The following is a 23,974-nucleotide window of genomic DNA, read 5'->3' as shown; positions in this document are numbered from 1 at the left end:
CGTGCCGAGGCGGTCAGAGCGTGTGGGCGATCGGACCGCGTCCGCGCTGCGAGGGCACCGCTCCCGAGGCGCGCCACCTGCGCCTCTCCGCGGAGCGTTCCAGCAGCCCGCGCTCGGCTTCGGCGCGGTCGGTGTGCGTGTGCAGCAGCCGCGTCAGACCGGACGCGTGCAAGGCCCGCGCGGCGGGCGAATCGTGCTCCAGCACCAGCGAAAGCTTGATTCCGCGCGCTCTGGTGCGGGTGTAGATGCGCTCCAGCACCTCACACATGTCGTCCGTGCAGGAGACGGTGGAGGTGAAGTCGATCACGACCTCGCTGATGCGCTCGTTGAGCAGCCACAGCATCTGCTCGCGCAAGCAGCGGGTGTGCCAGGGCTCGATGCTCTGCGGCACTGTGACGACGGCGCCGCCCCCGATGTAGTCGATCTTTGCGACGATCTGCGTAGGTTGCTTCATAATCATCTGACCGGAAGCCCGGTCCCCTCCTTACGGGACCTCCGCGTGCACGGATGTCCCCGCACTCACCTGATCGGTGATCTGGGGGCACCCTCGGGCCGCGCCTCCGGACCCACCCATTTCGCTGCCCCTCGGCTCCACGCCGCAAACGTAGAAATCATGCGGCCCGATACGGCTTCAGAATGAGGGCTATGTCTGACATGCGCAAAATGGCGGATACATAACTACGATTTGCCCGGCATTGACAATGCCGTTGGTAGACATGGTGGAGACCGCCGAGGACTCCCGGTCCGGCCAAGGGCCACCTCGCAGCCTTGGGTCCCAAAGGACGAAGTCTTATGCGTACAGCCGCCTCCCAGCCGGTCCGCCCTGCGGACCGGCCCACCGTCGCCGCGATGCCAGCCGAGATCGACATCCACAATCGCGACGCGCTGGTGCAGCGCATGGCCGGACTGCTCGACGCGGCAGCCGGCGTCCTCGTCGTGGACATGACCGAGACGACCTTCTGCGACTCCTCCGGCGTGCACGCACTGCTCAGCGTCCGCCGGCGCGCCCTCGAACACGGAAAGCAGATCCGCGTCGCCGCACCGAACCGCAACGTGCGGCGAGTGCTGGAGATCTGCGGAATCGCCAAGCTGGTACCGATCCACGCGAGCGTGGAGGAGTCCCTTTCCCACAGTCCTTCTGCGTCGGCCTGAGACCGAACGGCCGCGGGCCCGCTTCTGCGAGCGGGCCCGCTGCGTCATTGCACGGAGACCGCGGAATCGCCGATTTCGGCCGACTCCCGACTCTGGAATTCGGCCGCGTCCTCCCTCGGAAAGGGATGGGCCGACATGGCGGAAACCGTTCGGGGCCCTCGCGGATCGGGACAGGCGTCGGGACGTACGCCAGGGCGTAGGCGAAAACGGCGCGCCCGGACCAGGACCGTCTACGCCGTAGGCGGGCCGTCCTTCGACCGCCACGACGCGGCTCCACCTGCCGAGGCCCCCGCTGCGGACACGACGACGGCGAAGGCGAAGCGAAGTCCGCCGGAGGAATTCGTCAGCGGCCGGCCTCGCCGGACCCGCCGACCACGTGGGCTACAGCGCTACGATTCGTTTGCGGAAGAGGCGCACAGGCGTTTCGTTGCGTTGGCGCGCAACGGCCGACATGGGCGTTCGATCCCGTCGAAAGCCCGAACCACACGGAGAACCTCCGTTCCCCAGCGCTGCGACCGCTGCGACGAATCCCGGCGAAGCCGCGAGCGCGAGGCCCGCGACCGGGGCCGCCGCGCAGCGCGGACGGACCGACAGACGACGCAGGCGGCCGCGCGTCAGGCCGACGGCCGTCCGGTTCGCCTCGGCGTCGCCGCCCTCCCCGACGCCGAGTGCGGCCCGGCCTCCGATGAGGACCCGTCCCCGGCGGACCGGGCGGCTCGACCGCCGTATCCGGATGCGTTCGATCCGAGCCCCGGAAGGACGTGCCTGCGTGCCGACAAGGGGGCCGGGTGAGGGCGCGTCCGGCACGTGGCCGCTGTCGTTCACAGCCCCCTGTGGAGCGCGTCCGTGTCGACGTGGGCGCACCAGGCCTCGGCGGCTTGCAGAGCGAGGAGGCGTCGGCGACGGATTCGCGCCCGGTTCTCCGCGGACAGGCCTATCGTGCCCATGACGACGAACAGGACGGTCTGGGCGCCGCAGAGGAGCATCTCCGCCATGTCCCCGTCGAGCACGGCGAAGGTGAACGCGAGGGCCGGAAGCGTCGCCATCCCGAGAAGGAGCGTCCGGAGCCGCCACGGGCGGAACGGCCGGTCCGCGTTCCTACGCGCCATGGCCGCGGCGATCCGGTTCGCCTCGGCGTCGCCGGAGAGTTCCCCGCGCCGCAGCGCGAGCCGCGCCGCACGCGCCTGCCAGGGCCGGGGCGGGCGCGCAGCGGAGAGGCCCGCTTCTGCGCTCTCGTACCTGGAGATGGGGACGCAGACGGCGAGAATGAAAGCAGTCACCACTCCGCTGAGAACCGAGCCCGCGATCCACGGATGCGTACTGAGCACGGTAGCGGAGGACTCGGCGGCGAGCCTCCAGCCGATGAACGCTGCCAGGACAGGCGCCGTCATCAGCCCCGTCGCGATACACCAGGCTGTCGGCCTCGTCCAGCGGGAGACGAGCAGGCGGTCCAGCAGGTAGGCGCGGATCGGATCAGGTATATCGGCGCCGGGAGGCACGAGCGTCTCCTCGTGTGGGGGATGGCGCAGCGATCGTAACGTTCGTCCCGGATCCCGGCCCGGCCTTCCCGGCGCCGCGTCCGGCCGTACCCGTGGCGTTCGGCAGGGCCGAAGCGCCCCCGATCTACGTCGGCCCGTTCCCGGTCGCCTTCGCGACGTCGTGGACGGTGTGCCTGAGCCACCGCGGGCTGCGCTCGTCCCTCAGGACGCCGCGCATCGCCGCACGCAGCCGGCGCCGATTGCGGCCGGAGACCACCGTCTCCAGCGTCGCGGGAACCGCGGTCAGGGTGTCTTCGCACTCCCGCCATGCCCGCGCATCGGCGTAGGACTGGACGAGCGACACCTGGAAGTACAGGCTCCCCCGGGCGTCGGAGCGCGACGCCGCGAGGTACGCCGCGTCCTCCAGCCTGGCCGCCGCCTCGGCGGCGTCGCCGAGAGCCAGCAAGACCGCTCCCTCGTGCGCCCCGACCTCGCACTCGTCGACCCACCACGTCCATGCGGGGTCGCGGGACGAGAGGGAGTCCTCCAACGCCGCCCGGGCGACGCGGAGATCGTCCGCGGCGCGCGGCCCGCAGCCCAGGTCGGCGAGCGCGCGAGCCCGGCGGATGCGCGCCAGCAAGGCGATGCGCGGCGGGATCCGCGGTTGCGACAGCAGCGCGTCGGCGATGTGCAGCGCCTCCCCGGGCCGTCCGATCTCCACGTCCTGCATCGCGAGATTGGTCAGTGCGAAGCGCTCCATCGACCGGTCACCGGCCTGGCGCGCCAGCATGCGGGCGTGGACGGTGGCGTTGCGGGAGGCTCGCTGGTCGTCGGCGTCGAAGAGCAGCCATCCGGCGAGTTCGGCGGTTTCGGCTACGGCGGCCCGGTAATCGTTCCGGCGCGCCCCGGGCACGTGACCGCCGTCCAGCCGCCGCTGCGCCCTCCGCCAGAGCCGTACCGCGACCGGCGCGATTCCGTCGGCTCCGTGGCGGCCGTCGTGCGCGACGAGGCCACCGACCGCGGCGCCGATACGCTCGATCTCGGCATCGACGCCCCCGTCGACTGCGGCATCGACGAACCCTGCAGTCACGGAATCCGTGGAGTGCCTCCGTCGCCGCCGACCTTCGAAAGCAGGCATCACGGCCCCTTCCGCCGCCGATCGCCGCACAGACGAAGAGCCGGCCCCCGACTCGCCTGCGGTCTTTCCCGGGGTGAAGGCGTTTGCTGAGTGGCTATGCCCCGCAGCCGATCACCACGGCTTCCCGCCGGATCCATTCCCCAGCCCATACATGTCCCGTCATCGCCGCGTGCCCGCAGTGCGCTCGGGTCGTTGAGCAGGCGCTCGATCGGTACGCACATCGACACGTCGGACTGAGCACCCCCGACAGGCCGACTGGACGCTGACGAACTTGGGGGACATGCCCTTCTCCCTCCCGAGCATGGGCCGACCTCGGAACCGAGAAGGCCGGATCCCACGCGACGGCGCGATCCCGAGGGCGCTGAGATCCAGGGGACGCGCGGTCCCCGCGATCCTGCGGCCGACGGCGTGCTCGGCGGGCGCCGGCCCGCAGCCCGAGCGGCGGGCGGCAAGCCGGGCCGACGGCGCTCCGCGCCGTCGCCTTGACCTCACATCGCGCAGTTCGGCAACGACGACCGTTGGACCGTTCGATGCCGGAAGGCCGAGACCCCGGAACGCGAAGCTCGCAGAATTCAGGTGACAGTACGGTACACCCCCGACCAGAGTGACCCTATGGACGATCGGGGACTCGCTGCGGACGGCACGATTGCGCGGGAAGGCGCTCGGGACCGAGTGCCTGCAGCGTTCGCACCTGTCGTCTCCGCCGCTCAGGCTCGTACCGTCGCAGCGCTCGCCGGCGACCGGCTCCACAGTGTCTATCTCTACGGCAGCATTCCCCGCGGCAGCGCGATACCCGGTATCTCTGATCTCGATATGCTGATCGCTCTTCACGACGAGCCTACCGACGCCGATCTCGCGGCAGCGAGGGCGATCGAGACCGAACTCGATCGCGGCTTTCCCCAGATTCACGGGGCCGGGATCCTGCTGGACAGCAAGCGATCTCTGCTCAGCGAACACGAACGCCACGACGGCGGCTTTTTCGTCGCGTGCCTATGCACGCCGCTGCTCGGCGAAGACCTCGCCCAGTACTTGCCGCGTTACCGCCCGACCAGCCTGCTCGCCCGCGACACCAACGGCGACCTCGCTGCCATGCTCATGCGCTGGAGCGCGCGCGCCGCCGAAACCACCACCGCCGACGCACGGATCGCGCTGGCCCGCACCGTTGCCCGGCGCATCGTCCGCACGGGATTCACCCTGATCATGCCGGCCTGGGGCGGCTGGACCAGCGACCTCCACCGTTCGGCGGCCCTGTTCGGTCGCTATTACCCGGAGCGTGGGCGACAGATGCAGATCGCCGCCGCCACAGCCCGCACCCCCACGACCGATCCCGAGGTGATCAGTATGCTCATCGATGACCTGGGGCCTTGGCTTGCCGCCGAGTACACCGCGGTGCACGGTGAGAAGACGTCTCACCCGTAGTTCGGCCCCGCTCCTCGACGGTTGATCTTGAGGAGTACCTGCATGGCGGCTCCCGGGGGTTGCGTACCGGAACCCCGGGTCCTCACGGGCGTGTCCGATGACGCATCGTTGAAGATGGCGGGCGCTGCGCGCCTCAACAGGCTTGTGCACGCGCAGCCCTCGAGCTCGTAGGGCCCGGAGGGGACTCCGTTGGGCGCCGTACGGGCTGACGCCACTGTTTCCGGACCGGCTCGACGAGGTGGCCGACGCCGTGGACGCGCACCGCGTCCGGATCGCCGCCCGAGCAAGCGAAAAGCCGACCGCCCCGGCGAGTGTGCACTGAACGTGCGACGCACCGGCGCGGTCGGCTTCGCGACTCCGGTCGGCCTTCCGTCTACCTGCGCAGACGGCGGCCTTCGGCGGTGGAGGTGGGATTCGAACCCACGGAAGGTTGCCCTTCACTCGCTTTCGAGGCGAGCGCCCTCGGCCACTAGGCGACTCCACCGCTGGGTACTCTACCGGATACGGCGGAGTGAGAAGAACTCGGTGAGGACCGCTCCGCACCGCTCGGCCAGGTCCGGGGAGACGAGGTCGGGCGGGACCACCTCGGGGCGGTGGTTGAGGCGGGGATCGCGGACGACGTCCCACAGGGATCCGACCGCTCCCGCCTTGGGGTCTCGGGCTCCGTAGACCAGGCGGTCCACGCGGGCCTGCACCAGGGCTCCGGCGCACATCGTGCACGGTTCCAGGGTGACCGCCAGCGTGCAGCCGCTCAGGCGCCACTCGCCGCGTCGGCGGGCGGCGGCCCGCAGGGCGAGGACCTCGGCGTGGGCCGTGGGGTCGCCGCCGGCTTCGCGTTCGTTGCGGCCGGTGCCGATCACCTCGTCCGAGGGGCCCACGACGACCGCCCCCACGGGGACGTCGCCGCTGTCGGCGGTGTGGAGGCTCTCCTCCAGCGCCAGGCGCAGCACGGTGTCGACCCGCGCGCGGTCCATGGGAGCCGGATCGCTCCCGGTTCCGCTCACAGCCGCAGCGCTTCCAAGGGGTCGCCGAATCCCGCGCGTTCGGCGACGTCGGCGAGGACGTCCCCCGGCAGCAGTCCTTCACTGGTGGTCAGCGAGACCAGGTCGCTCGCCGGCGTGCCGAGGTCGTCGAGCAGGCGGAAGTCGCCGCCGGGCTGGGGATAGGGCTTCTGTCCGGACCCCTCGCCCTCTTCCGGCGCGTCGATCTCGCCGCTGTCCAGCAGCAGCGCCGCCACGGGGTTCTCATGTACGACCCGGACGTCGGAGAGGAACACCCGGGGATCGGAGTGGTCGTCGACGCGGACGATGGCGAACCACTCGTCGTCGGCCTCCATCACCAGGACCATCGTGCCTTCGGCTGCGGCACCGCAGGCGTCTCGCATGACGTCGGCGACGTCGTCGATGGTCGTCGCGTCGTCGAGCTCCGTCTCCGCTCCCGTCCACGCATCGGCGGCGCGGCAGAAGACCGCTGAGAAGATCGACACCGAAAGCTCTCCCGTCCTCTCTCGCGGGCGCCGGACCTGCCGGGGGCCTGCCTGCCCCAATCATCGATCCTGGGGTCCTTACCCCATCGAGTCCACAGCACGCTGAAACGCCTGGTGGAATCCGACGCGCTCGGCGATGCTGGCCAGGACCTCGTCAGGATAGAGGTCGAGGTCGCCGGCGAGGGCGCCCAGCTCCATCTCGTCCAGGCCCAGGTCCGCGAGCACCGACATGTCGCCGGCGGGCAGCACCTGGTCCAGGTCCTCGTCATCGGGCACGGAGATGTCGAGGTACTCCAGCACGTCGCGTGCGACCTGCCAGTCCACCGAGGCCGTGACGTCGGAGAGGAACACGCTCACATCGTCGCCGTAGACCCGCACGATGACGAAGAAGTCGTCGCCGATGGACAGCATGCCGATGGACCCGCTGATGCTGGGCTGCTGCCGCAGTGCGTGCAGCAGGCCCTTGAAGTCCTGAGTGAGGGCGACCGGGAGCAGGTAGAGATCCCAGAAATCCTCCTCGCGGTAGGCCACGGCCGCGAAGTCGCCGCCGTCGTCCTCGTCGAGTTCCGTCATCGTCACCCCACCAGCCCGGCTGTGATCGGGCCAGGATCGCAGATCGTCCGGTGCGGCGTCATCGTAGCGGTCGCGGTCGCCCGCGACCCGGTTTCCCCAGAGGGAATCTGCCTCGTGGTAGAAGTCGGCACTCACACCCCCTATTACATCGGACACCCGGCGCCCAGCAGAACACTACGGCGCACCTGATCTGTTTACGGTTGCTTCCCGTGGTCGCCGCGACCGCCGAATCCCCGGCTGTACACAGGCAGCGGGCCGCTTGAGCAGGGTTAGACTCGGACGCCGATTTCCCATCGTTTGCCCAGCTCAACCGGAGTGTTCAATGGAAACCCTGGTCGTGGACCACCCGCTCGTCGCACACAAGCTCACCACGCTGCGCGACGTGAACACCGATTCGCCCACGTTCCGCCGACTGACCGACGAACTCGTGACGCTGCTCGCCTACGAGGCGACCCGCGACGTTCGCGTGGCCGAGGTGGACGTGGACACGCCGCTGACGCCCATGACCGGAACTCAGCTGACCCGGCCCACGCCGCTGGTGGTCCCGATCCTGCGGGCGGGACTGGGCATGCTCGACGGGATGACGCGGCTGCTGCCCACCGCCAAGGTCGGCTTCCTGGGCATGGCCCGCGACGAGGAGACCCTGCGGCCCGCCACCTACGCCGACCGGCTGCCCAACGACCTCTCCGGCCGGCAGTGCTACGTGCTCGACCCGATGCTGGCCACCGGCGGCACGCTCGCCGCCGCCCTGCGCCTGCTTATCGAGCGCGGCGCCGACCACGTCACCGCCATCTGCCTCCTGGCCGCCCCCGAAGGGCTGCAGACCCTGACCGAGAACCTGGGCGAGCAGACCGACGCGACTCTGCGGGTGGTCACCGCGGCCGTCGACGAACGGCTCAACGACAAGGGCTTCATCCTGCCGGGGTTGGGCGACGCCGGCGACCGGCTTTACGGATCGGTCTGAACCTGCCGTACGAATCCGTCCGAACCTGAGCGGGGTTGCGGGCATCCGACCCGATGACGGCGGTTGTTGCGGCGCCTGTTCGGCGGCGACACCCGCCGGTCGCTGCGGGCGTCGCCGCCGAACAGTAAGAACAGGACACCGTAAGACCTTTTTGTATCAATCTGGATCATGATGATTGGACGTCCGAAATCAGGGAACGACGCCAGAGTGCTGAGCCGCCCTTCGGCGTTCTGCCTAGGACGTGTTCTGAGCACGCAGGACATATCGATTTGCGTAGGCCGAATTCAGACTGAGACGGAGTCGTGACACATAAGGCCGATCATGGTGCACAGTCGCCTCCGGCCGACCGACCTGACCACAGCCGAACACTCCCCCTCGCGCCCCCCATCTCCGCACACTGAACGCCATCGGCCCTATGCCCGACCCCTAAACTGGCCCCGAGGGCGGTTACGAAGCGCCTGCTTGCGGGTACACAGCGCAACTGGTCACCCTTTTCCCTCGAAGGAGTGAGATGCCCGAGAAGACCACTACGCCGAGCGACCTCTCCCCCGTCGTCGACCGGCTGAACAACGAGTTCACCGGTGTCCACGACGCCGCCACCGTCACGCGATGTGTGGACGCGGCACGCCAGGGCGCTCTCGACGTCACCGGCCGGGGCACTCCCGAACTCGTGGAACGCATCGCGCGCCAGCACCTGCAGGTCCTCGCTCTCGCCTTCGCCGAACGCCGCTGACCGCCCCGCCGACGCCGTCGACCCAGGGGTGACCGGCACCACAGCGCCCCGGCGGAACGCCACGCCGGTAACGGTCATCTGGCTTTACGGGCCCGTATGTCGGTGTAACAATCACCTTGGGTCAGTGGGTCATCAGCATTCGTGGGGAGTCGGTCACATGGCGAGGTTGAAGAAGTGGCTGGGGTACGCCCTCATCGCTTTCGTCGCGTTCTATCTACTCACACAACCGGAAAGCGCTGCCGGAGTCATCCAGACTGGCGTCGGAGGACTCATGTCGGCCGCCGAATCACTGTCTCGATTCGTGAACACCCTGAGCGCATAGGGGTCAACCGGCCATGAGGCTCGTCGCACCGCCGAACCGGGCGCCGGCATCGGTCAACCGCTATCTACTGCCCTACGAACAGGACGTCGTCACCATCCGGCGGCATCCCGCGGTGCTGATCGGCCCCGTCGCCGCAGTGCTCGGGGCGCTGATCTTCGCGGGCATTCTCAGCAACACCCCCATCGCGGGCAGTGCGGCCGCGCTGGCGGTCATCTGGTGGGTGTGGCTGCTGATCCTGGTCTGGTTCGTCTGGCGCGTCGCCGAGTGGTCGGTGGACTATTTCGTCATCACGTCGCAGCGCTTGCTGCTGACCCAAGGGCTCATCACCCGCCAGGTGAACATGATGCCGCTGGGCAAGGTCACCGACATGCGCTTCGAGCGCTCGATCCTGGGGCGCTTCCTCGGGTACGGCACCTTCGTCATGGAGTCGGCGGGCCAGGACCAGGCCCTGAGCCGGATCCTCTTCGTGCCCTACCCCGAGCAGCTCTACCTGGAGGTCGTCGGACTGATCTTCAAAGATCCCAACGAGTAGGGCACCGGCCGGGTCGATCCGCACCGCTGCGACCCGATGACCAGTGTCCGTCCACGACGAACGGCGAGGGCCCGGCCGCGCAGGCCGGGCCCTCGCCGTTTGCCGTCACCCCCGCGGGCTGCGCCGCATCTCCCCACGCGGGCGCCCGTTCGGCGGGGCGTTCCCTTTGTTCACCTTCCGTTCACCTAAGTGGCGCCACTCCAGCTGAACCCTCCTGGGACCTCGGGACCACCGGGACGCGCGGGGCGCGCGGATTGACTTCTCGGTGAACAAGGAGTTAACTTTAGTCTTCACTAAGGCGAACAAAGGGGTGCCGAAATGAACCGACCGGTGATCCCGGCGCCGCAGAAGACGACACGCCGCCGCCCGCGCACCGCGGCGCGGCGCAAGGCCACCGCCCCGGCGCCCGCTGCACCGCAGCCGCGCGAGACCGCGGAGGCCGTCGCCTCCGATCGGCCGCTGCTGAGCTGGGTGCTGGTGACCGACGACAGCGGGCGCACACGCCCGGAGGCGCGCTGGAGCTGAGACGCCGCGCTTTTCGAATCCGCCGAGGGCCGGCCGCACGAACGCGGCCGGCCCTCGGCGTTCGCCCTATCGGACTCGGCTGTCGTGGCGCCCCCTCGCGGCGCCGGTCGGGAACGAGGTCCGGGCGTCGATCTGCGGGTACGGCGACGTGTCGATGAACCGTCCCGGCCACCGGGCGCCCCCGGGCCGCCGCCACGCCACGGCAAGCCCGGCCGGGCGCCGCACCGCCGGTTCAGGCGCGCTACAGCACCCGGTGACCACTCGTACCGCCGTGGTCGGAGAGGTCCGCCGACAGCCACCGCTGCGGCCTCAGCACGTAGACCGCGTCGTCGAGCTCGGTGCGGGCCTCCCACGCCGCCGCGAAGTAGTCCTCGACGGCCTCCGGGAGCATGTACCGCTCGGTCATGGCGCGCAGCTGCGCCTCAGTCAACGGATGCCGCTCGGCCGGACCTTCGACGGACACGTAGCGCACCCGCGGCTGCACGGACTCCACCATCAGGCAGAACCGTCCGTGCTCGTCGAGGAGCCGGCCCTTGCGCGACCGCCGACCGGTGATGATCCACGGGTCCTCCCCCGGCTCATAGGCGTACCAGATCGGGACGGTGAGCGGGCCGCGGCCCTCGCCGGCGCTGACGGAGAACGCCGCTACGTGCGGCTGGGCCAGGAACTCTTGGCGCTCGCCGACGGACAGGGGAGCCATAGTGCACCTCGCGTTCGCAAGCGGCACTCCGCGTGCCGCCGGTTCGTGACGGGCTTGCGGGAGCGACCTTGCCTCATCGGAGCGCTATAGGGGGCGATCTCCACGCGATGCGAGCGCTATCCGGTTCCTGTCTCGGCGCGGGACCTGATGCCGCGCAGGGTGGTCTCCATACCGGCACGGAGCTCGTCGAGGCGGCCGACGACCAGCTGCTCTTCGAGATCGGGCATGCGCTCGATCGCGGCGGTGAGCCCGGAGCGGCCCGGCCCCAGCCGCACCGACTGCCGCAGCAGAATGCCGCCGTCCTGGGGTTCGAGCGAGTAGCGCCACACCGCCACCGGGCGCTCGGGATCGTCAGCGGGCGGGCCGAAGCGTCCGTCGACGTCGAGGACCGCCCAGCCGAAGGCGCGCTCGGTGACGAACTCGACCACTTCGGCGACGGTCCGCCACTCGCCGAGGTGGCGATTGCGGTTGTACCCGGCGAACCGCGCCCCCAGGGCCGGAACCCCGTCCGCGGTGAGCCACTCCGCCCCCATCAGCTCGGGGCTGTACTCCGCCGGCAACGCGACGTCGGTGACCAGCTCCCAGACCCGCGCCGCCGAAGCCGCGATCCGCGTTGCGCACTCCGTCTGCGGCCCGTCCGCGAAACGCATGCCGCTCCCTCCTCCGCCGCGGTTCCGCATCGAAGGCCAGTTTGCCCGAAGCGCCGGGCAGGTGGTCGCCGCCCCCGGCGAATCGCCGTGCTCGCACATCGTTTTGTCGACAAATCGGCCCCTCAGTCGTCGGCTCTGAGCATGACCGAAACCGGGGTGCGAAGGCACCGACCGACGAGCGGGGCACCGCCCCCGCTGCACCGGCCGTGTCGACCTGTCACCCCGGAGCCATGTCGACGAAGCGACTGTAGTGGCCCTGGAACGCGACGGTGACCGTCGCCGTGGGCCCGTTGCGGTGCTTGGCCACGATGATGTCGGCCTCGCCGGCGCGCGGGGACTCCTTGTCGTGCGCGTCCTCGCGGTAGAGCAGGACGACCATGTCGGCGTCCTGCTCGATGCTGTTGTGGACGTTGATCCCGTCGGCCACGAAATTGTGCGTTCCCGCGACCGTGGCATCGAAGACCTCCTGCTCGCCGAGCGGCTCGATCTCGGCGATCTCGTCCCAGAAGACGTCGTTGGTGGCCAGCATCTCGAGTTCCGCGTCTCCCAGGACCGTGGCCACCCGTCGCAACCGGGCACGACTCGGCGCCGTCTTCGTCAGAGTGCTCCCGCGGGACTGCGTCTCCGTCTGCGCCGCGTGCTCCCGGTGCCTCGTTTCACGCTCGGACAGGGCCGTCCGCACCCGGTCCCATACCTGCGCAGGGACCGTATCGAGGTTCGTGCCGGCCTGCGTTCCGCTCAGCCGCTCCAGGCACAGACGCGCCTGCTTCCCACGCTCGCCGTGGACCCCGATCTCCTCCAGAAAGCGCCTCTGGGAGTCCGCTCCGTAGACCACCAGGTGGTAGCCGGGTCGATACCCCGCCGTGGTGACGGTTCGGATGCGCGTCATGATCCCGAAGCGCAGCAGCAGGCGAGAGACGTCGTCCACGAGCCGCCGACTCGCCGACGAGTAGTGGGTCCGGGCCTGCCCAGCCTCCTCGTCCCAGCGCACGCAGCCCTCCGTCGCCCAGAGGTGGTGCAGGAACAGGGCGACCTTTTCCCTGGGCAGACTCCACACTCCCTCCGGTACGAACTTCTCATCGCTGCGCAGGCCGAAGAGGCCGAGACCCTCCAGCCACTGCGCTACAGGGTTCCGCATTCCGCGACTCAAGCGGTAGGGCGCCGGCAGGCGCAATGTCGTCACGCGCGCGCTCACGTGCTCGTCGCGCACGGGAGTCACGCCGAAGTGAGCGGCCGCGCGCGTGACAGCCCGCAGATTCTCCTCGTCCATCGACGCGTACCGGACAGGTCGGCGCCGCCCGAACGAACCGTCCCCGATGAGGTGCGCCAGAAGCACGACCTCCGCATCGGGCCACGCGCATACCCGCTCGGGTTCGGGGACATGCCGGGGCACGGACAGCCGGTCTCCCGGGGTGAGCTGATCCAGCCGCTTCCATCCGTCGTAGGTCAGGAACGGGTGGTTGCCCGAAGCCGTGACTTCCCGCCCCGAAGTCATGCGCAAGCGGAAGGTCTGCTTCGTACCGCTATGGAACACCCGTGTCATCGTCTGAGGAACGAGCCGCAGCGTTTCGTCGAGGGACCAGACCGAAACGTCGCGGGCGCCTGACGCGTAAAGCGCGCCGATGGTGGTCTCGGCTCCCGTGTCGGCACGCAGGATCCGAGTGTCAGCGGTCAGGCAACCCGACTCACGAAGGTCGCTGACCTGGGGTTTCTTGTCCGTTCTCTGCTCTGGGCCGCGGTTGAGCTGGGACAGGGCGACCACGGGGACGTCCAGCTCCTTGGCCAGCAGCTTCAGCGACCGCGACATCTCCGAGACCTCCTGCTGGCGGCTCTCCACGCGGCCGGCCGAGCTCATCAGCTGCAGGTAGTCCACGACGATCAGCTTGAGGTCGTGCTGCTGCTTGAGACGCCGGCACTTCGCGCGGATCTCCATCATCGACAGGTTCGGCGAGTCGTCGATGAACAGCGGCGCGCTGGCGACCTCGCCCATGCGGCGGGCCAGGCGCGCCCAGTCGTCGTCGGTCATCAGCCCCGAGCGCATCGTGTGCAGCGGCACCCGCGCCTCGGCGGAGAGCAGGCGCATGACGATCTCGTTGCGGCCCATCTCCAGGCTGAAGAACACACTGGTCAACTGGTTCTTGATCGAGGCCGCCCGCGCGAAGTCCAGAGCGAGAGTCGAGTTGTGGGTAGGGATCCGCGCCCGGGTCGCCAGGTACAGGTGGTCGGGGTGGGCGACCTGGACACAGCGCACCGGAACGCTGTCCACCCTCCGGGCGGCGACGAGGCGATGCCGTCGGGAAGGACTCGCGCTTGCGTTGTCCACAGGCTGGGGATCGAGCAGGGCCGTCGCGCCCGGTGCGCGGGTGGCCGCCGCCAGGCCGCCCCCCGGACTCGCGACGGATCCCCTCGCCCTGGGGGCGGAGATCGCGATACCGGCCGGCGCGGCGCCGGCGGGCGCGTACTCCAGCGCTGCGGCGAGCTCTCCTGTCGTGGCCAGACCGTGCACCGGGGGTCCCGCTGCGTGTCCCAGGGTGGGCCACTGGTGCTGGGCGTCGGCGACCACCACGGTGCCGTCGGCGAACTCCAGTTCGTAGCAGGGCCGCCCGCGCATCACCTCGGTGGCGGCGACCACCCGCGTGGGCGTGCCGTCGGCGGCCACCAGCTCCTCCCCCACGCCGACGTCGCCCATGGTGGTCCAGCCGCGGGGCGTGGGCAGCGGGGTGTCCAGCGCGAGCGCCTTGCCCACGGCCGGACGCGCGGCGATGATGATCATCTGGCCCGGGTGCAGCCCGTTGGAGAGCTGGTCGAAGTCGGTGAACCCGGTGGGCACGCCGGTCATCGAGCCGTCGTGGGCGGAGATCGCCTCGATCTCGTCCAGGGCCCCCGGCATGATGTCGCTCAGCGGCAGGTAGTCCTCGCCGGTGCGCTTCTCGGCGACGCGATGGATCTCCGCCTGAGCATGATCGACCAGGTCGTCGACCTCGCCGTCGCCGGAGTAGCCGATCTGGGCGATGCGCGTGCCGACCTCGACGAGGCGGCGCAGCACCGCGCGGTCGGAGACGATGCGCGCGTAGTAGCCGGCGTTGGCTGCGGTCGGGATGGCCTCGGTGAGTGTGTGCAGGTAGGGCGCGCCCCCGACCCGGGCGATCTCACCGCGCTTGGTGAGTTCGGCGTTGACCGAGATGGCGTCGACGGGCTCGCCGCGGGAGAACAGGTCGACGGTCACGTCGAAGACGGTCTGGTGGGCCGGGCGGTAGAAGTCGGCGGACCGCACGATTTCGACGACCTGGGTGATGGCCTCCTTGGACAGCAGCATGCCCCCCAGCACACTCTGCTCGGCCATGATGTCGTGCGGCGGTGTGCGCTCGAATCCGGTGCCGGTGTCGTCCGGCGGGTGTTCGGCGACGCTCACGTGGATTCCCCCTGCTTCACGATCGGCATGACGTGCATGCCCGAGCTTGGATTCTCGCTACTGCGGGACCCGCAGCGCAAAGCAGCTTGTGGACACGCTTGGGGAGATCCTGTGGACGACTGGGGTGATCCTGCGGATAGCTTGTGCACACCGCCTGTGGATAACTTCGCCCGAGTGTGTCGATATCGTCTATGACCAGCGAATACCTTGTGCACCGGCTGTGCGTGAAAGAAATTTCTCCAGTCTCTGTCCACAAGTTATCCACAGGCTCTCCCGGTAGTGGTGGACAACCCCCGCCCAGTCAGTCGAACACCTGTCCGCTAAGGTCGCAAGGACATGCCCGCATTCCTCTCCGCGCCGCCCTTCCGCCACGCGCACGACCGCGAGATCTTCCGGCTGGCCGTACCAACCTTCTTCGCACTGGTGTCCGAGCCGCTGTTCCTGCTCAGCGACACCGCCATCGTGGGCACCCTGGGCACGGCGCCGCTGGGCGGCCTGGGCGTGGCCGGACAGGTGCTGATGACGCTGGCCAACCTGTGCATCTTCCTGGCCTACGGCACCACATCGGCCGTGGCCCGCCGCTTCGGCGCCGGAGAGGCCGCCGCCGGGCTGCGCAGCGGCATCGACGGGCTGTGGCTGGCGCTGATCATCGGTGCGGCCATCCTCGCGCTCGGCTACCCGGCCGCGCCGTGGCTGGTGGATGCCCTGGGCGCCTCGCCCGAGGTCGCCCCGCACGCGCTGACCTACCTGCGCATCAGCCTGCTCAGCACACCCGCCCTGTTGATCATCATGGCCGGCACCGGCGTGCTGCGCGGGCTGCAGGACGCCACGACCCCGCTGGCGGTCGCGGTGGGAACCAACCTCGCCAACATCGGGCTGGCGGCCCTGCTGGTGCTCGCACTGGACTGGGGGATCGCGGGCTCGGCCTGGGCCACCGTCGCCGCGCAGAGCGCCGGCGCCGCCGTCTACGTCGCCGTGGTGCTGCGCGCCGCGCGCCGCCGCGGCGTGTCACCCGCTCCCAGCACCGAAGGCCTGCGCGCGGCCGTCGGCGCCGGGGCCGCGCTGTTCGTGCGCACCGTGTCGCTGCGCGTCGTGCTGATCGTGTGCACCGCGGTCGCCGCCCGCCTGGGCGATCCCGAGATCGCCGCACACCAGGTCGCCACGCAGATCTGGTCGTTGCTGGTCTTCGCCATGGACGCCGTCGCGATCGCCGGACAGGCCATCATCGGCCGCTACCTGGGCGCCTCCGACGCCGCCGGCGCCCGCGCCGCCACCCGCCGCATGGTCGAATGGGGGGTGCTCGCCGGCCTGCTGTTCATGCTGCTGGTGTTCGCGGTACGGCCGTGGGCGCCCCTGCTGTTCACCGACGACCCGCAGGTGCACCGCCTGCTGCTCGGCGCCCTCGTGGTGGTCGCGCTCATGCAGCCCTTGAGCGGCGTCGTGATGGTGCTCGACGGCATCCTGATGGGCGCCGGCGATCAGCGCTACCTGGCGTGGGCGAGCTTCTGGACGATGGTGGTGTTCCTGCCCTGCGCCGCGGCGGTCCGCTACGGCTTCTCCGGAGACTCCGACCCCGGCCTGGTGGCACTGTGGTGCGCCTTCGCCGTGTGGATGGCCGCCCGCGGAGTGACGCTGGGGCTGCGGGCCCGCGGCGACGCGTGGCTGGTGGTCGGGTCTGCGCGACCCTGACCGCTGCCCGCGGGTCCGCTGCGGCCCCCGCGGGACCCGCAGCCCTCAGGTACCTTCCTCAGGCCTCTTCGGGCCCCACGGCGGGACCGTGGTAGAACGGCGCCCGACGCTCGCCGGAGGGGACGTCGGGATAGGTGGGCCGGTGCTCCTCGGGCATCGCCGATTCGTCGCGCAGTACGACCCGCGCCTGCAGGGTCCGCAGCCGCGATCGGACGTCTCTGCGCAGTCCCGGCAGCATGCCGTAGAGCTTGTCGCCCGGGCAGCTGGTGGGGTTGAAATCGCGGTGGCCCACGATCGCCTTCGCCGGGTCGAGCCCGTAGGCCAGGCAGAGCCACGCACAGGTCTCGACGAGGGCGGTCATCAGGTCCCGCGGCGGCGTCGCCGACATGTAGGAGCCCTCGTTCTCGATGCCGATCGTGTGCGAGTTGTGGTTGGCCGTGTGCGCGCCGACCACGTGGTCGTCGGTGCTGATCGCCTTCAGCGACCTGTTGCGGCCCTCCATGATGTGGCCGCCCCGGCTGATCGTGAGGTGCTGGCCCATGTCGGCCCAGCCGTTGCTGTCCATGTGGTAGTTCTGTATGGACCTCGACAGCCGGAACGCGTGGTCTCTGGAGCGGGCGGAGCTGTTGCCCGTGGCGGTGTGGTGCACGACGATCCGATCGGGCGGGGCCGAGCGCACCACGGCCCAGCTCTTGGGTTTCCTGGCGTTCCACTCGCCGCGGTGGTAGATCCGCGGCCGCACCCCCGCAACGGCCTCGTCCGCCGCGGCCAGGTCGATCGCTCCGCCGAGTAGCACTCCCCCGGCCGCCATGGCGGCGGTGTGCAGCACCGTGCGGCGCGCGACGCCGGTGTCGGTTCTCTCCGCATCCTTACTGGACATACGGCCTCACCCTTCCCGTGGAGACGCGGCCCCACCGGACAAGATAAGTCACGGTATGTCGTTAATCAGTCACCTAGGGTTCTGGCGTGTCGCGCCGACGTCACCCGCCACACCGGCCGGACGCACGAAAAGGGCCCCGGTTCCGCACGGGAACCGGGGCCCTGAAGCCCGTGGCCTACGGTCAGACGCCGATGACCTGGACCGCGATGGTGGCGCTGACCTCAGGGTGCAGACGGACCTGCACCTTGTGGTCGCCCACCGACTTGATCGGGTTGCGGATCTCGATCCGGCGCTTGTCGACCTCCGGGCCGCCGGCCGTCTTCACGGCCTCGGCGACGTCGTTGGCGGTGACGGAGCCGAACAGCCGACCGCCATCGCCGGCGCGCTGGTTCAGCTTCACGCGCATCGAGTTCAGACGCTCGGCGATCTGCTGAGCGTCCTCCACGCTGCGGATCTCCCGAGCCTGCCGGGCGCGGCGGATCGAGTCGATCTGCTTCTGCCCGCCGCGGGTCCACCGCATGGCGAAACCGCGGGGCAGCAGGTAGTTGCGGCCGTAACCGTCCTTCACCTCGACGACGTCGCCCGGGGCGCCGAGGCCGGTGACCTCTTGGGTCAGAATCAGCTTCACGACAAAACCTCCCTCGGATTCCCCGTTAGCGAGCGGTGCTGGTGTAGGGCAGCAGCGCCATCTCGCGGGCGTTCTTGATCGCCGTGGCGACGTCGCGCTGGTGCTGCGTGCAGTTGCCGGTCACCCGACGGGCACGGATCTTGCCCCGGTCGGAGATGAACTTCCGCAGCAGCGTGGTGTCTTTGTAGTCGATGTAGGTCAGCTTTTCCTGACAGAACAGGCAAACCTTCTTCTTGGGCTTGCGCGCTGCCGGCTTCGCCATCGTGGTGCTCCTTTGCAAGAGCCCCGGATACCCCGGGGATGGTCAATCGGACAGATTGCGGACGCCGCGGCCGAGGGCCGGATGCGCCCGCGTGGTTCACAACCGCGGCCTAGAACGGAGGCTCGTCGGAGAAGCCTCCGCCGCCGGTGGACCAGGGGTCCTCGGCCGGAGGGCCGGAGCGGCCGCCCTGGGAACCGCCGAAGCCGCCCCCCTGGTTGCCGTAGCCTCCGCCGCCCTGCTGGCCGCCGAAACCGCCACCGCCACCGCCGAAACCGCCGCCTTGGCCGCCCTGGCGCTGCACCTTGGTCACCTTGGCGGTGGCGCTGCGCAGCGCAGGGCCGACCTCGTCGACGTCGATCTCGAAGACGGTGCGCTTCTCGCCCTCCTTCGTCTCGAAGGAGCGCTGCTTGAGCCTGCCCTGCACGATGACACGCATGCCGCGCTGCAGGGTCTCGGCGACGTTCTCCGCGTACTGCCGCCACACGGAGCAGGTGAGGAACATCGACTCGCCGTCGCGCCACTCGCCGGCCTGCCGGTCGAAGATGCGCGGTGTCGAGGCGACGCGGAAGTTGGCGACCGCGGCACCGCTGGGGGTGAATCGCAGCTCCGGGTCGTCGACGAGATTGCCGACGAGCGTGATCTGGGTTTCGCCTGCCATGGATCGGCTCCGGTTGGTGTAGACGGATCAGGCGTGCGGACGAAAGAACGCCGAGCGGTGGGCGCCGGTGGCCGCGGTATGCGGCTGGGTCCCTAGTGCGCTGCGGGCCGCAGGACCTTCGTGCGCAGGACGGACTCGGTGAGGCCGAGCTGGCGGTCGAGCTCCTTGACGGTTGCGGGCTCGGCCGTAAGGTCGATCACCGCGTAGATGCCGTCGGAGTTCTTGGCGATGTCGTAGGAAAGACGGCGCTTCCCCCAGACGTCGACCTTCTCGACGGTGCCGCCGTCGTTGCGGACGACTCCCAGGAACTGCTCCAGCGACGGGGAAACCGTACGCTCGTCGAGGCTGGGGTCGAGGATGACCATAACTTCGTAACGACGCATGGGCGTTCGTACCTCCTCTGGACTGTTGCGGCCATGGTCTCTCCATGGCAGGAGGGCAATGAGCCAGACGGGAGCCAAGGTTACCAGGAGTCAAGGCCGTCGACGGCCCGTCCGCAGGCAGTCCACAACCGTCAGCGCGCACAGCGCCGCGACGGCGCCGAAGCGGCCCAGCAGCACCAGCGCATACCCCTCGAACGGCAGGCCCTCCGAGGGCCCGGCCGACGACGGGTCGCCCTCGTGCGAGACGTACAGCAGGTGCTGCCAGATCCCGAGGAAGTAGCAGACCTCTGCCGCCTGCCACAGGACGAACACCGCTGCGGCGACGCCGGGCCGGACCGTTCGCGGCCAGGCCAGGGCGGCCAGCGGGACCAGCCACAGCACGAACTGCGGCGACCACACCTTGTTGGTCATCAGGAACGCGGCCACCACCAGGAACACCAGCTGCTCAAGCGGCGGCCGCCGGCGGGCCAGCAGGCCCAGCAGCGCGATCGCCGCGCAGGCGAGCACCAGCGTGCCCGTGCCCGTGGCGTTGACCAGGTCCAGGTCGCCGGAGTCGAACAGGCCGTAGCCGCCCAGGGCGTAGTAGACCGAGCCCCAGTCGGTGCCGCGCTCCTGGCTGAAGCGGAAGAAGGTCGCCCAGTTGTGCGGCGCCGCGAGGTAGACGGGAAGGTTCACCGCGGCCCAGGCCGCCGCGGCTCCGGCGAGCACCCGCAGGAAGTCGGCGGCCGGCGGGCCGCCCTCCTTGCGCCACAGCTCGCGGACCGTGAGGACGAATAGCGGGCCGAACAGCAGGAAGGGGTAGAACTTCGCGGCCGTGGCCAGCCCGATCAGCGCACCGGCCGCCCACATCCGCCCGCGGGAGTAGCAGACCAGTCCGCTCACCAGGAGCGCGACGGCCAGCAGATCCCAGTTGATCAGACCGGTGAGCACCGCGGCCGGCGCCAGGGCGACGAATCCTCCGGCGAGCAGCGCGGCGCTCGGCCGGAGGTCCCGGTCACCGTCGAGGCCTCCGCGGCCGGCGATGTAGCCGGTGCCCACCACGGCGACGATCAGGCAGACGCCGAGCACCGCGGCGGTGAGGTCGAAGTAGGCGAACGCGCGGCCGAGCCCTTCGGGCATCCAGGAGACCGATCGCGCCATGGCGAACATCAGCCCGCCGGTCAGCACCGGGTACTCGGTAGCCACGTCGAGGTAGGGCACGGCGCCCTCGCCCAGCCCGTCGCGGTAGTACAGCGGGAAGACGTCGCTATAGCAGCCGTAGGTGTACTGGCCGCCCTCGATCCACGCGCCGCCGAAGCGACACTGCCACTTGGCGAGATAGGCCAGTACCGCGCCGACTGCGCCCAGGGCTGTCAGCCAGAGCCCGATTCGCCCGCTTCCGGTGAACATATACCGCGGGCCGGCGGCTTCGACGCCGCCGGCCCGCGCATCGGGTGTCGCTGTCATCTATCCGTTGCCGCCGCCGAGTCCGCCGAAGGGGGGATTCTCATCCTCATTAGTGGGATCGGTCGACGGTTCGCCGGTCGGCGACTCGTCGTTGGGGAGGCAGGGCCAGTCCTCGGGCCGGCACTCCGGGCTCTCGGTGTCCGACGGCGTCTCGTCGGGGATCGACGGAGTCGTGCTCTCCTCCGGCTCCTGCGTCTGCTCCGGCTCCTCTTCCTGAGTCGGGGTCGGATTCGGCGTGGGCGTGGGCGTGGGGCCGTAGCGTTCGGAGGACCCCGAGTACACGGGTTCGGGGAACTGCTGGACGTCCTTGCCGTCCATCGCCTCGGTCATGAACGCCTTCCAGATCTTGGCGGAGGTGGTACCGCCGTAGACGTCGTTCACACCGGGGATGACAAGCGCCTCGCCGTCGTCGCGGCTCAGCCCCACCGCCGTGGCCAGCTGCGGGGTGTAGCCGACGAACCACGCCGACTTGGCGCTGTTGGAGGTACCGGTCTTGCCCGCCACCGGGCGCCCGTCCGGCAGCGCCGCCGATTCGCCGCCGCCGCCGTCGACGACCTGGGTCATCGCGTAGGTGGCGTCGGCGGCGGTCTCCTGGCTGAACGCCCGGGTGCCCGACTCCAGCTTGGCCTTGTCCTTGGGCTCGAGTTCGTCGCCTTCGGCGTTGGTCACCTTGGTGATCATGTGCTGGGGCATGTGCACACCTTCGTTCGCGAAGGTGGAGAACCCGGCGGCCTGGTCCAGGGCCGAGACGCGGTAGGTGCCCAGAGCGATGTTGGGGCCCATGTCCGCGGTCTCGAACTGGTCGTCGCTGACACCGGCGTCGCCGGCGGTTTGGACGACCGCCTGCGGCGTGGTCTCGATCGCCAGCTGCACAAACGCGGTGTTGATCGAGCTGGCGGTCGACTCGATGAGGTTGACCTCGCCATAGGACCGGTTGCTGTCGTTCTGGATCGGCTCGGCGATACCGGGGAACTCCTGCGGGGAGTCGCCGTTGAAGGTGCTCTTCAGCCCGATCCCCTGCTCGAGACCCGTCGCCAGCACGTAGGGCTTGAAGGCCGAACCGGCCTGCGCGTCGAGGCGCAGGGAGTTGTTGGGGTCGGAGCTGAAGTCCTCACCGCCGTAGAAGGCCTTGATCTCGCCCGTCTGCGGCTCGACCGAGGCCAAGTGCTGCACCGTCGCATCGGGCATGTCGGGCAGGGTCTGGCCGAAGGCCTTGCTGGCCTGCTTCATCAGCTTGGGGTCGAGCGAGGTCTCGACCGAGTAGCCGCCGGTGGTCGCCTGCCCGGGCTCCACCCCGTACCGCTGCGACAGTTCGTTGACCACGGCCTGCCGGATGTAGGCCTCTTGGTTGGTGACGTTCTGGCCGGGGTTGTAGGCGACCGTCTCGGGGAACTCCAGCTTCTCGGCCTCGGCCTTGGACATGCCCAGTTCCGGGTTGTTCTCGTGCATCTCGACGAGGCCGTCCCGGGCGTAGTCCCAGCGGTCGCGGAGGTACTTGTCCATCTCCGATCCCTCTTCGAGGTTCTCGAAGTTGCCGGGCATCTGGATGATGGAGCCGATGTAGACGCCCTCGGCGGCGTTGAGGTCCTGGACGTCCTTGCCGAAGTAGGCCTGGGCGGCGGCCTGCACCCCGTAGGCCTGGCGGCCGAAGTAGATCGTGTTGAGGTACTTCTCCAGGATCTCGTCGGGGTGCATGACCTGGCCCGCCTTGATGGCGATCAGGATCTCGCGCAGCTTTCGGGTGTAGGTGCGCTCCTGGGACAGCGTGTCGTAGTAGTTGCGCGCCATCTGCTGGGTGATGGTGGAACCGCCGCCGGCGGAGCCGCCGCTCAGCACGGCGCGCATGGTGCCGGTGATCGAGATGCCCGGCTCTTCGTAGAACTTGCGCTGCTCTGCGGCGAGGACACCGTTGACCACTTCCGGCGGGATGTCCTCGCGCTTGACCAGCACGCGGTTGATCTCGCCCGTGGTCGCGGCTTCGTCGCCGTTGGCGTAGGCGATGCTCGTGGACGCGAGGATCGCGTCGTCCTGCTGGTCGAGGGTGCGCGGGTCGGGGGTCTTCGCGTAGGCGATGCCCAGGACCGCGACACCGGTGACGAACATCAGCGCACAGACCACCAGCGCGGGCTTCCACGCCTTGGCGAAGAAGCGCTTGACGGGCCCGCGGTCGTCGTTCTCGTCGAACCCGTCGCGCGAGGCCTTGCGGCGGCCGCCGCCTCCGCTTCCGTGTGCGGCCCGGCGCCCGGGTCCGGGTTCGGCGCGTGCGCCTCCCGCTCCGGCCCGCCGGCTTCCGCCCTGCCTGGCGGGCTCGGGGGAACGCCGCCTGCGGCCGTCGTCCGGTCCGGCCGCCGCCTCGGCGCGGCTGCGCCGCGGGCGGTCGTCGTCCCAGAAGCCGGCAGCCTCGTCGTTGCCCGAACCGCGCCGATCACCGGCGCGTTCGTCCGCCGCCGGGCCGCCGGCCCGGCGCCTGCCGCCGTTGCCGCGTGCGCCGTCGGCCGGGCCAGAGGCCCGGCGGCGCCCACCGGCATTCCGTCGTCTTTCGGTACTCACGCGTCCTCGATTGCTGTTAAGCGGCCGATCGGCCTTGCGACTCGGGTAAGGGAGGGGGATAAGCCCCGCGCGAAGGAGAATCCGGCTCGCGGATCGAACCGCACCAGTCGTTTCGGGGGTTCATGCGTCCACACAATGGGACGCGCGACTGCAGCGGATGGTTTTCGACCCTCCGGAAAGCTCGTCCTCTGCTTCCTCCTGCTCGGCGACCTCTAGGCAAGGATCCCGTGGCGGAGCACGGTCGGGCGACGGTCCGTTCGGCCACGGCGGGCCCCGGCCCCACCGCCGCGCGCCGGGTCCGTCTTCGGGGGCGGGCCACAGGCGCATCGGGCCTCACGGGTAAAGCACCCGTCACGGTAGAGCGATGCCGCCCGATAGCACAACCCACGCGGGA

At 69.8% G+C, this 23,974-nt stretch carries 23 protein-coding genes and 1 tRNA gene; 7 read left to right on the top strand and 17 right to left on the bottom strand.

All coding sequences use genetic code 11. From position 1 onward, the window contains the following. Positions 1–13: 13 nt before the first annotated feature. A complete protein-coding gene (locus tag LP52_RS11680; RefSeq protein WP_040273204.1) occupies positions 14–454 on the bottom strand; it encodes an STAS domain-containing protein in 441 nt (146 codons plus the stop codon). Between the two features lie 338 nt (positions 455–792). On the opposite strand from LP52_RS11680, the gene LP52_RS11675 reads away from it, so the two are divergent. After that, positions 793–1,152 carry an STAS domain-containing protein gene (locus LP52_RS11675; protein ID WP_052809740.1) on the top strand — a complete coding sequence of 120 codons (360 nt, stop codon included), beginning with the start codon at positions 793–795 and terminating at the stop codon, positions 1,150–1,152. 821 nt (positions 1,153–1,973) lie between these two features. Here the strand turns inward: LP52_RS11675 and LP52_RS11670 are convergent. Both LP52_RS11670 and LP52_RS25755 read right to left on the bottom strand, forming a co-directional pair. Then, complete coding sequence (locus LP52_RS11670; protein WP_040273203.1) at positions 1,974–2,651, bottom strand: hypothetical protein; 678 nt, start codon at positions 2,649–2,651, stop codon at positions 1,974–1,976. Positions 2,652–2,775: 124 nt separating this feature from the next. Continuing rightward, complete coding sequence (locus tag LP52_RS25755; protein ID WP_052809739.1) at positions 2,776–3,720, bottom strand: hypothetical protein; 945 nt, start codon at positions 3,718–3,720, stop codon at positions 2,776–2,778. Positions 3,721–4,380: 660 nt separating this feature from the next. Here LP52_RS25755 and LP52_RS11660 point away from each other — a divergent pair. After that, positions 4,381–5,187 carry a nucleotidyltransferase domain-containing protein gene (locus tag LP52_RS11660; protein ID WP_040273201.1) on the top strand — a complete coding sequence of 269 codons (807 nt, stop codon included), beginning with the start codon at positions 4,381–4,383 and terminating at the stop codon, positions 5,185–5,187. 399 nt (positions 5,188–5,586) lie between these two features. Here LP52_RS11660 and LP52_RS11655 read toward each other — a convergent pair. The 4 genes from LP52_RS11655 to LP52_RS11640 all read right to left on the bottom strand — a co-directional run bounded on the left by LP52_RS11655 (position 5,587) and on the right by LP52_RS11640 (position 7,246). Continuing rightward, positions 5,587–5,671 (bottom strand) — tRNA-Ser (locus LP52_RS11655). Between the two features lie 10 nt (positions 5,672–5,681). Beyond that, positions 5,682–6,161: a nucleoside deaminase gene (locus LP52_RS11650; RefSeq protein ID WP_040273199.1), complete on the bottom strand. Its 480-nt coding sequence runs from the start codon at positions 6,159–6,161 to the stop codon at positions 5,682–5,684. A 26-nt stretch (positions 6,162–6,187) separates the two neighbouring features. Then, entirely contained in the window at positions 6,188–6,673 is a 486-nt protein-coding gene (locus tag LP52_RS11645) for a tRNA adenosine deaminase-associated protein (protein WP_040273198.1), read from the bottom strand. Between the two features lie 78 nt (positions 6,674–6,751). Next, the gene (locus LP52_RS11640; protein ID WP_040273233.1) at positions 6,752–7,246 is read right to left on the bottom strand and encodes a tRNA adenosine deaminase-associated protein; all 495 of its coding nucleotides are present in this window, start codon (positions 7,244–7,246) and stop codon (positions 6,752–6,754) included. A gap of 322 nt (positions 7,247–7,568) precedes the next feature. On the opposite strand from LP52_RS11640, the gene upp reads away from it, so the two are divergent. From upp to LP52_RS11620, 4 genes are all read left to right on the top strand, one after another. Then, positions 7,569–8,210 (top strand): uracil phosphoribosyltransferase, encoded by a 642-nt coding sequence (gene upp, locus LP52_RS11635; RefSeq protein ID WP_040273197.1) that lies wholly within the window; start codon positions 7,569–7,571, stop codon positions 8,208–8,210. Positions 8,211–8,721: 511 nt separating this feature from the next. Then, positions 8,722–8,943, top strand: a complete 222-nt coding sequence (locus LP52_RS11630; RefSeq protein ID WP_040273196.1) for a hypothetical protein — start codon at positions 8,722–8,724, stop codon at positions 8,941–8,943. Positions 8,944–9,278: 335 nt separating this feature from the next. Beyond that, positions 9,279–9,797, top strand: a complete 519-nt coding sequence (locus LP52_RS11625; RefSeq protein ID WP_040273195.1) for a PH domain-containing protein — start codon at positions 9,279–9,281, stop codon at positions 9,795–9,797. A gap of 318 nt (positions 9,798–10,115) precedes the next feature. Next, positions 10,116–10,322 (top strand): hypothetical protein, encoded by a 207-nt coding sequence (locus LP52_RS11620; RefSeq protein WP_040273194.1) that lies wholly within the window; start codon positions 10,116–10,118, stop codon positions 10,320–10,322. Between the two features lie 241 nt (positions 10,323–10,563). Here LP52_RS11620 and LP52_RS11615 read toward each other — a convergent pair whose 3' ends face one another. The 3 genes from LP52_RS11615 to LP52_RS11605 form a co-directional block, all read right to left on the bottom strand. Next, positions 10,564–11,022 carry a pyridoxamine 5'-phosphate oxidase family protein gene (locus tag LP52_RS11615; protein ID WP_040273193.1) on the bottom strand — a complete coding sequence of 153 codons (459 nt, stop codon included), beginning with the start codon at positions 11,020–11,022 and terminating at the stop codon, positions 10,564–10,566. A gap of 116 nt (positions 11,023–11,138) precedes the next feature. Then, on the bottom strand, positions 11,139–11,672 hold the full coding sequence (locus LP52_RS11610; protein WP_040273191.1) for an SRPBCC family protein: 534 nt from the start codon (positions 11,670–11,672) through the stop codon (positions 11,139–11,141). Between the two features lie 217 nt (positions 11,673–11,889). Then, positions 11,890–15,084: a replicative DNA helicase gene (locus tag LP52_RS11605; protein ID WP_040273190.1), complete on the bottom strand. Its 3,195-nt coding sequence runs from the start codon at positions 15,082–15,084 to the stop codon at positions 11,890–11,892. Between the two features lie 336 nt (positions 15,085–15,420). Here LP52_RS11605 and LP52_RS11600 point away from each other — a divergent pair, with 336 nt between their 5' ends. Next, on the top strand, positions 15,421–16,773 hold the full coding sequence (locus tag LP52_RS11600; protein ID WP_040273188.1) for an MATE family efflux transporter: 1,353 nt from the start codon (positions 15,421–15,423) through the stop codon (positions 16,771–16,773). Positions 16,774–16,831: 58 nt separating this feature from the next. On the opposite strand, the gene LP52_RS11595 is transcribed toward LP52_RS11600, so the two are convergent. The 7 genes from LP52_RS11595 to LP52_RS11565 form a co-directional block, all read right to left on the bottom strand. Then, complete coding sequence (locus tag LP52_RS11595; RefSeq protein ID WP_040273186.1) at positions 16,832–17,653, bottom strand: peptidoglycan recognition protein family protein; 822 nt, start codon at positions 17,651–17,653, stop codon at positions 16,832–16,834. 181 nt (positions 17,654–17,834) lie between these two features. Beyond that, positions 17,835–18,281 carry a 50S ribosomal protein L9 gene (gene rplI, locus LP52_RS11590; protein ID WP_040273184.1) on the bottom strand — a complete coding sequence of 149 codons (447 nt, stop codon included), beginning with the start codon at positions 18,279–18,281 and terminating at the stop codon, positions 17,835–17,837. Between the two features lie 25 nt (positions 18,282–18,306). Beyond that, on the bottom strand, positions 18,307–18,543 hold the full coding sequence (rpsR, locus tag LP52_RS11585) for a 30S ribosomal protein S18 (protein ID WP_040273181.1): 237 nt from the start codon (positions 18,541–18,543) through the stop codon (positions 18,307–18,309). Between the two features lie 109 nt (positions 18,544–18,652). Beyond that, the gene (locus tag LP52_RS11580) at positions 18,653–19,201 is read right to left on the bottom strand and encodes a single-stranded DNA-binding protein (RefSeq protein WP_040273179.1); all 549 of its coding nucleotides are present in this window, start codon (positions 19,199–19,201) and stop codon (positions 18,653–18,655) included. 92 nt (positions 19,202–19,293) lie between these two features. After that, a complete protein-coding gene (gene rpsF / locus LP52_RS11575) occupies positions 19,294–19,584 on the bottom strand; it encodes a 30S ribosomal protein S6 (RefSeq protein ID WP_040273177.1) in 291 nt (96 codons plus the stop codon). A 90-nt stretch (positions 19,585–19,674) separates the two neighbouring features. Next, positions 19,675–21,030, bottom strand: a complete 1,356-nt coding sequence (locus LP52_RS11570) for a glycosyltransferase family 87 protein (RefSeq protein WP_052809738.1) — start codon at positions 21,028–21,030, stop codon at positions 19,675–19,677. Then, positions 21,031–23,580: a transglycosylase domain-containing protein gene (locus tag LP52_RS11565; protein ID WP_052809737.1), complete on the bottom strand. Its 2,550-nt coding sequence runs from the start codon at positions 23,578–23,580 to the stop codon at positions 21,031–21,033. It lies immediately after the preceding gene. Positions 23,581–23,974: the final 394 nt, after the last annotated feature.

The organism is Streptomonospora alba, from assembly GCF_000826685.1.
Classification (GTDB): domain Bacteria; phylum Actinomycetota; class Actinomycetes; order Streptosporangiales; family Streptosporangiaceae; genus Streptomonospora; species Streptomonospora alba.
Note: the sequence above shows the minus strand (reverse complement) of the source record. Positions and strands in the feature narration are given on the sequence as shown.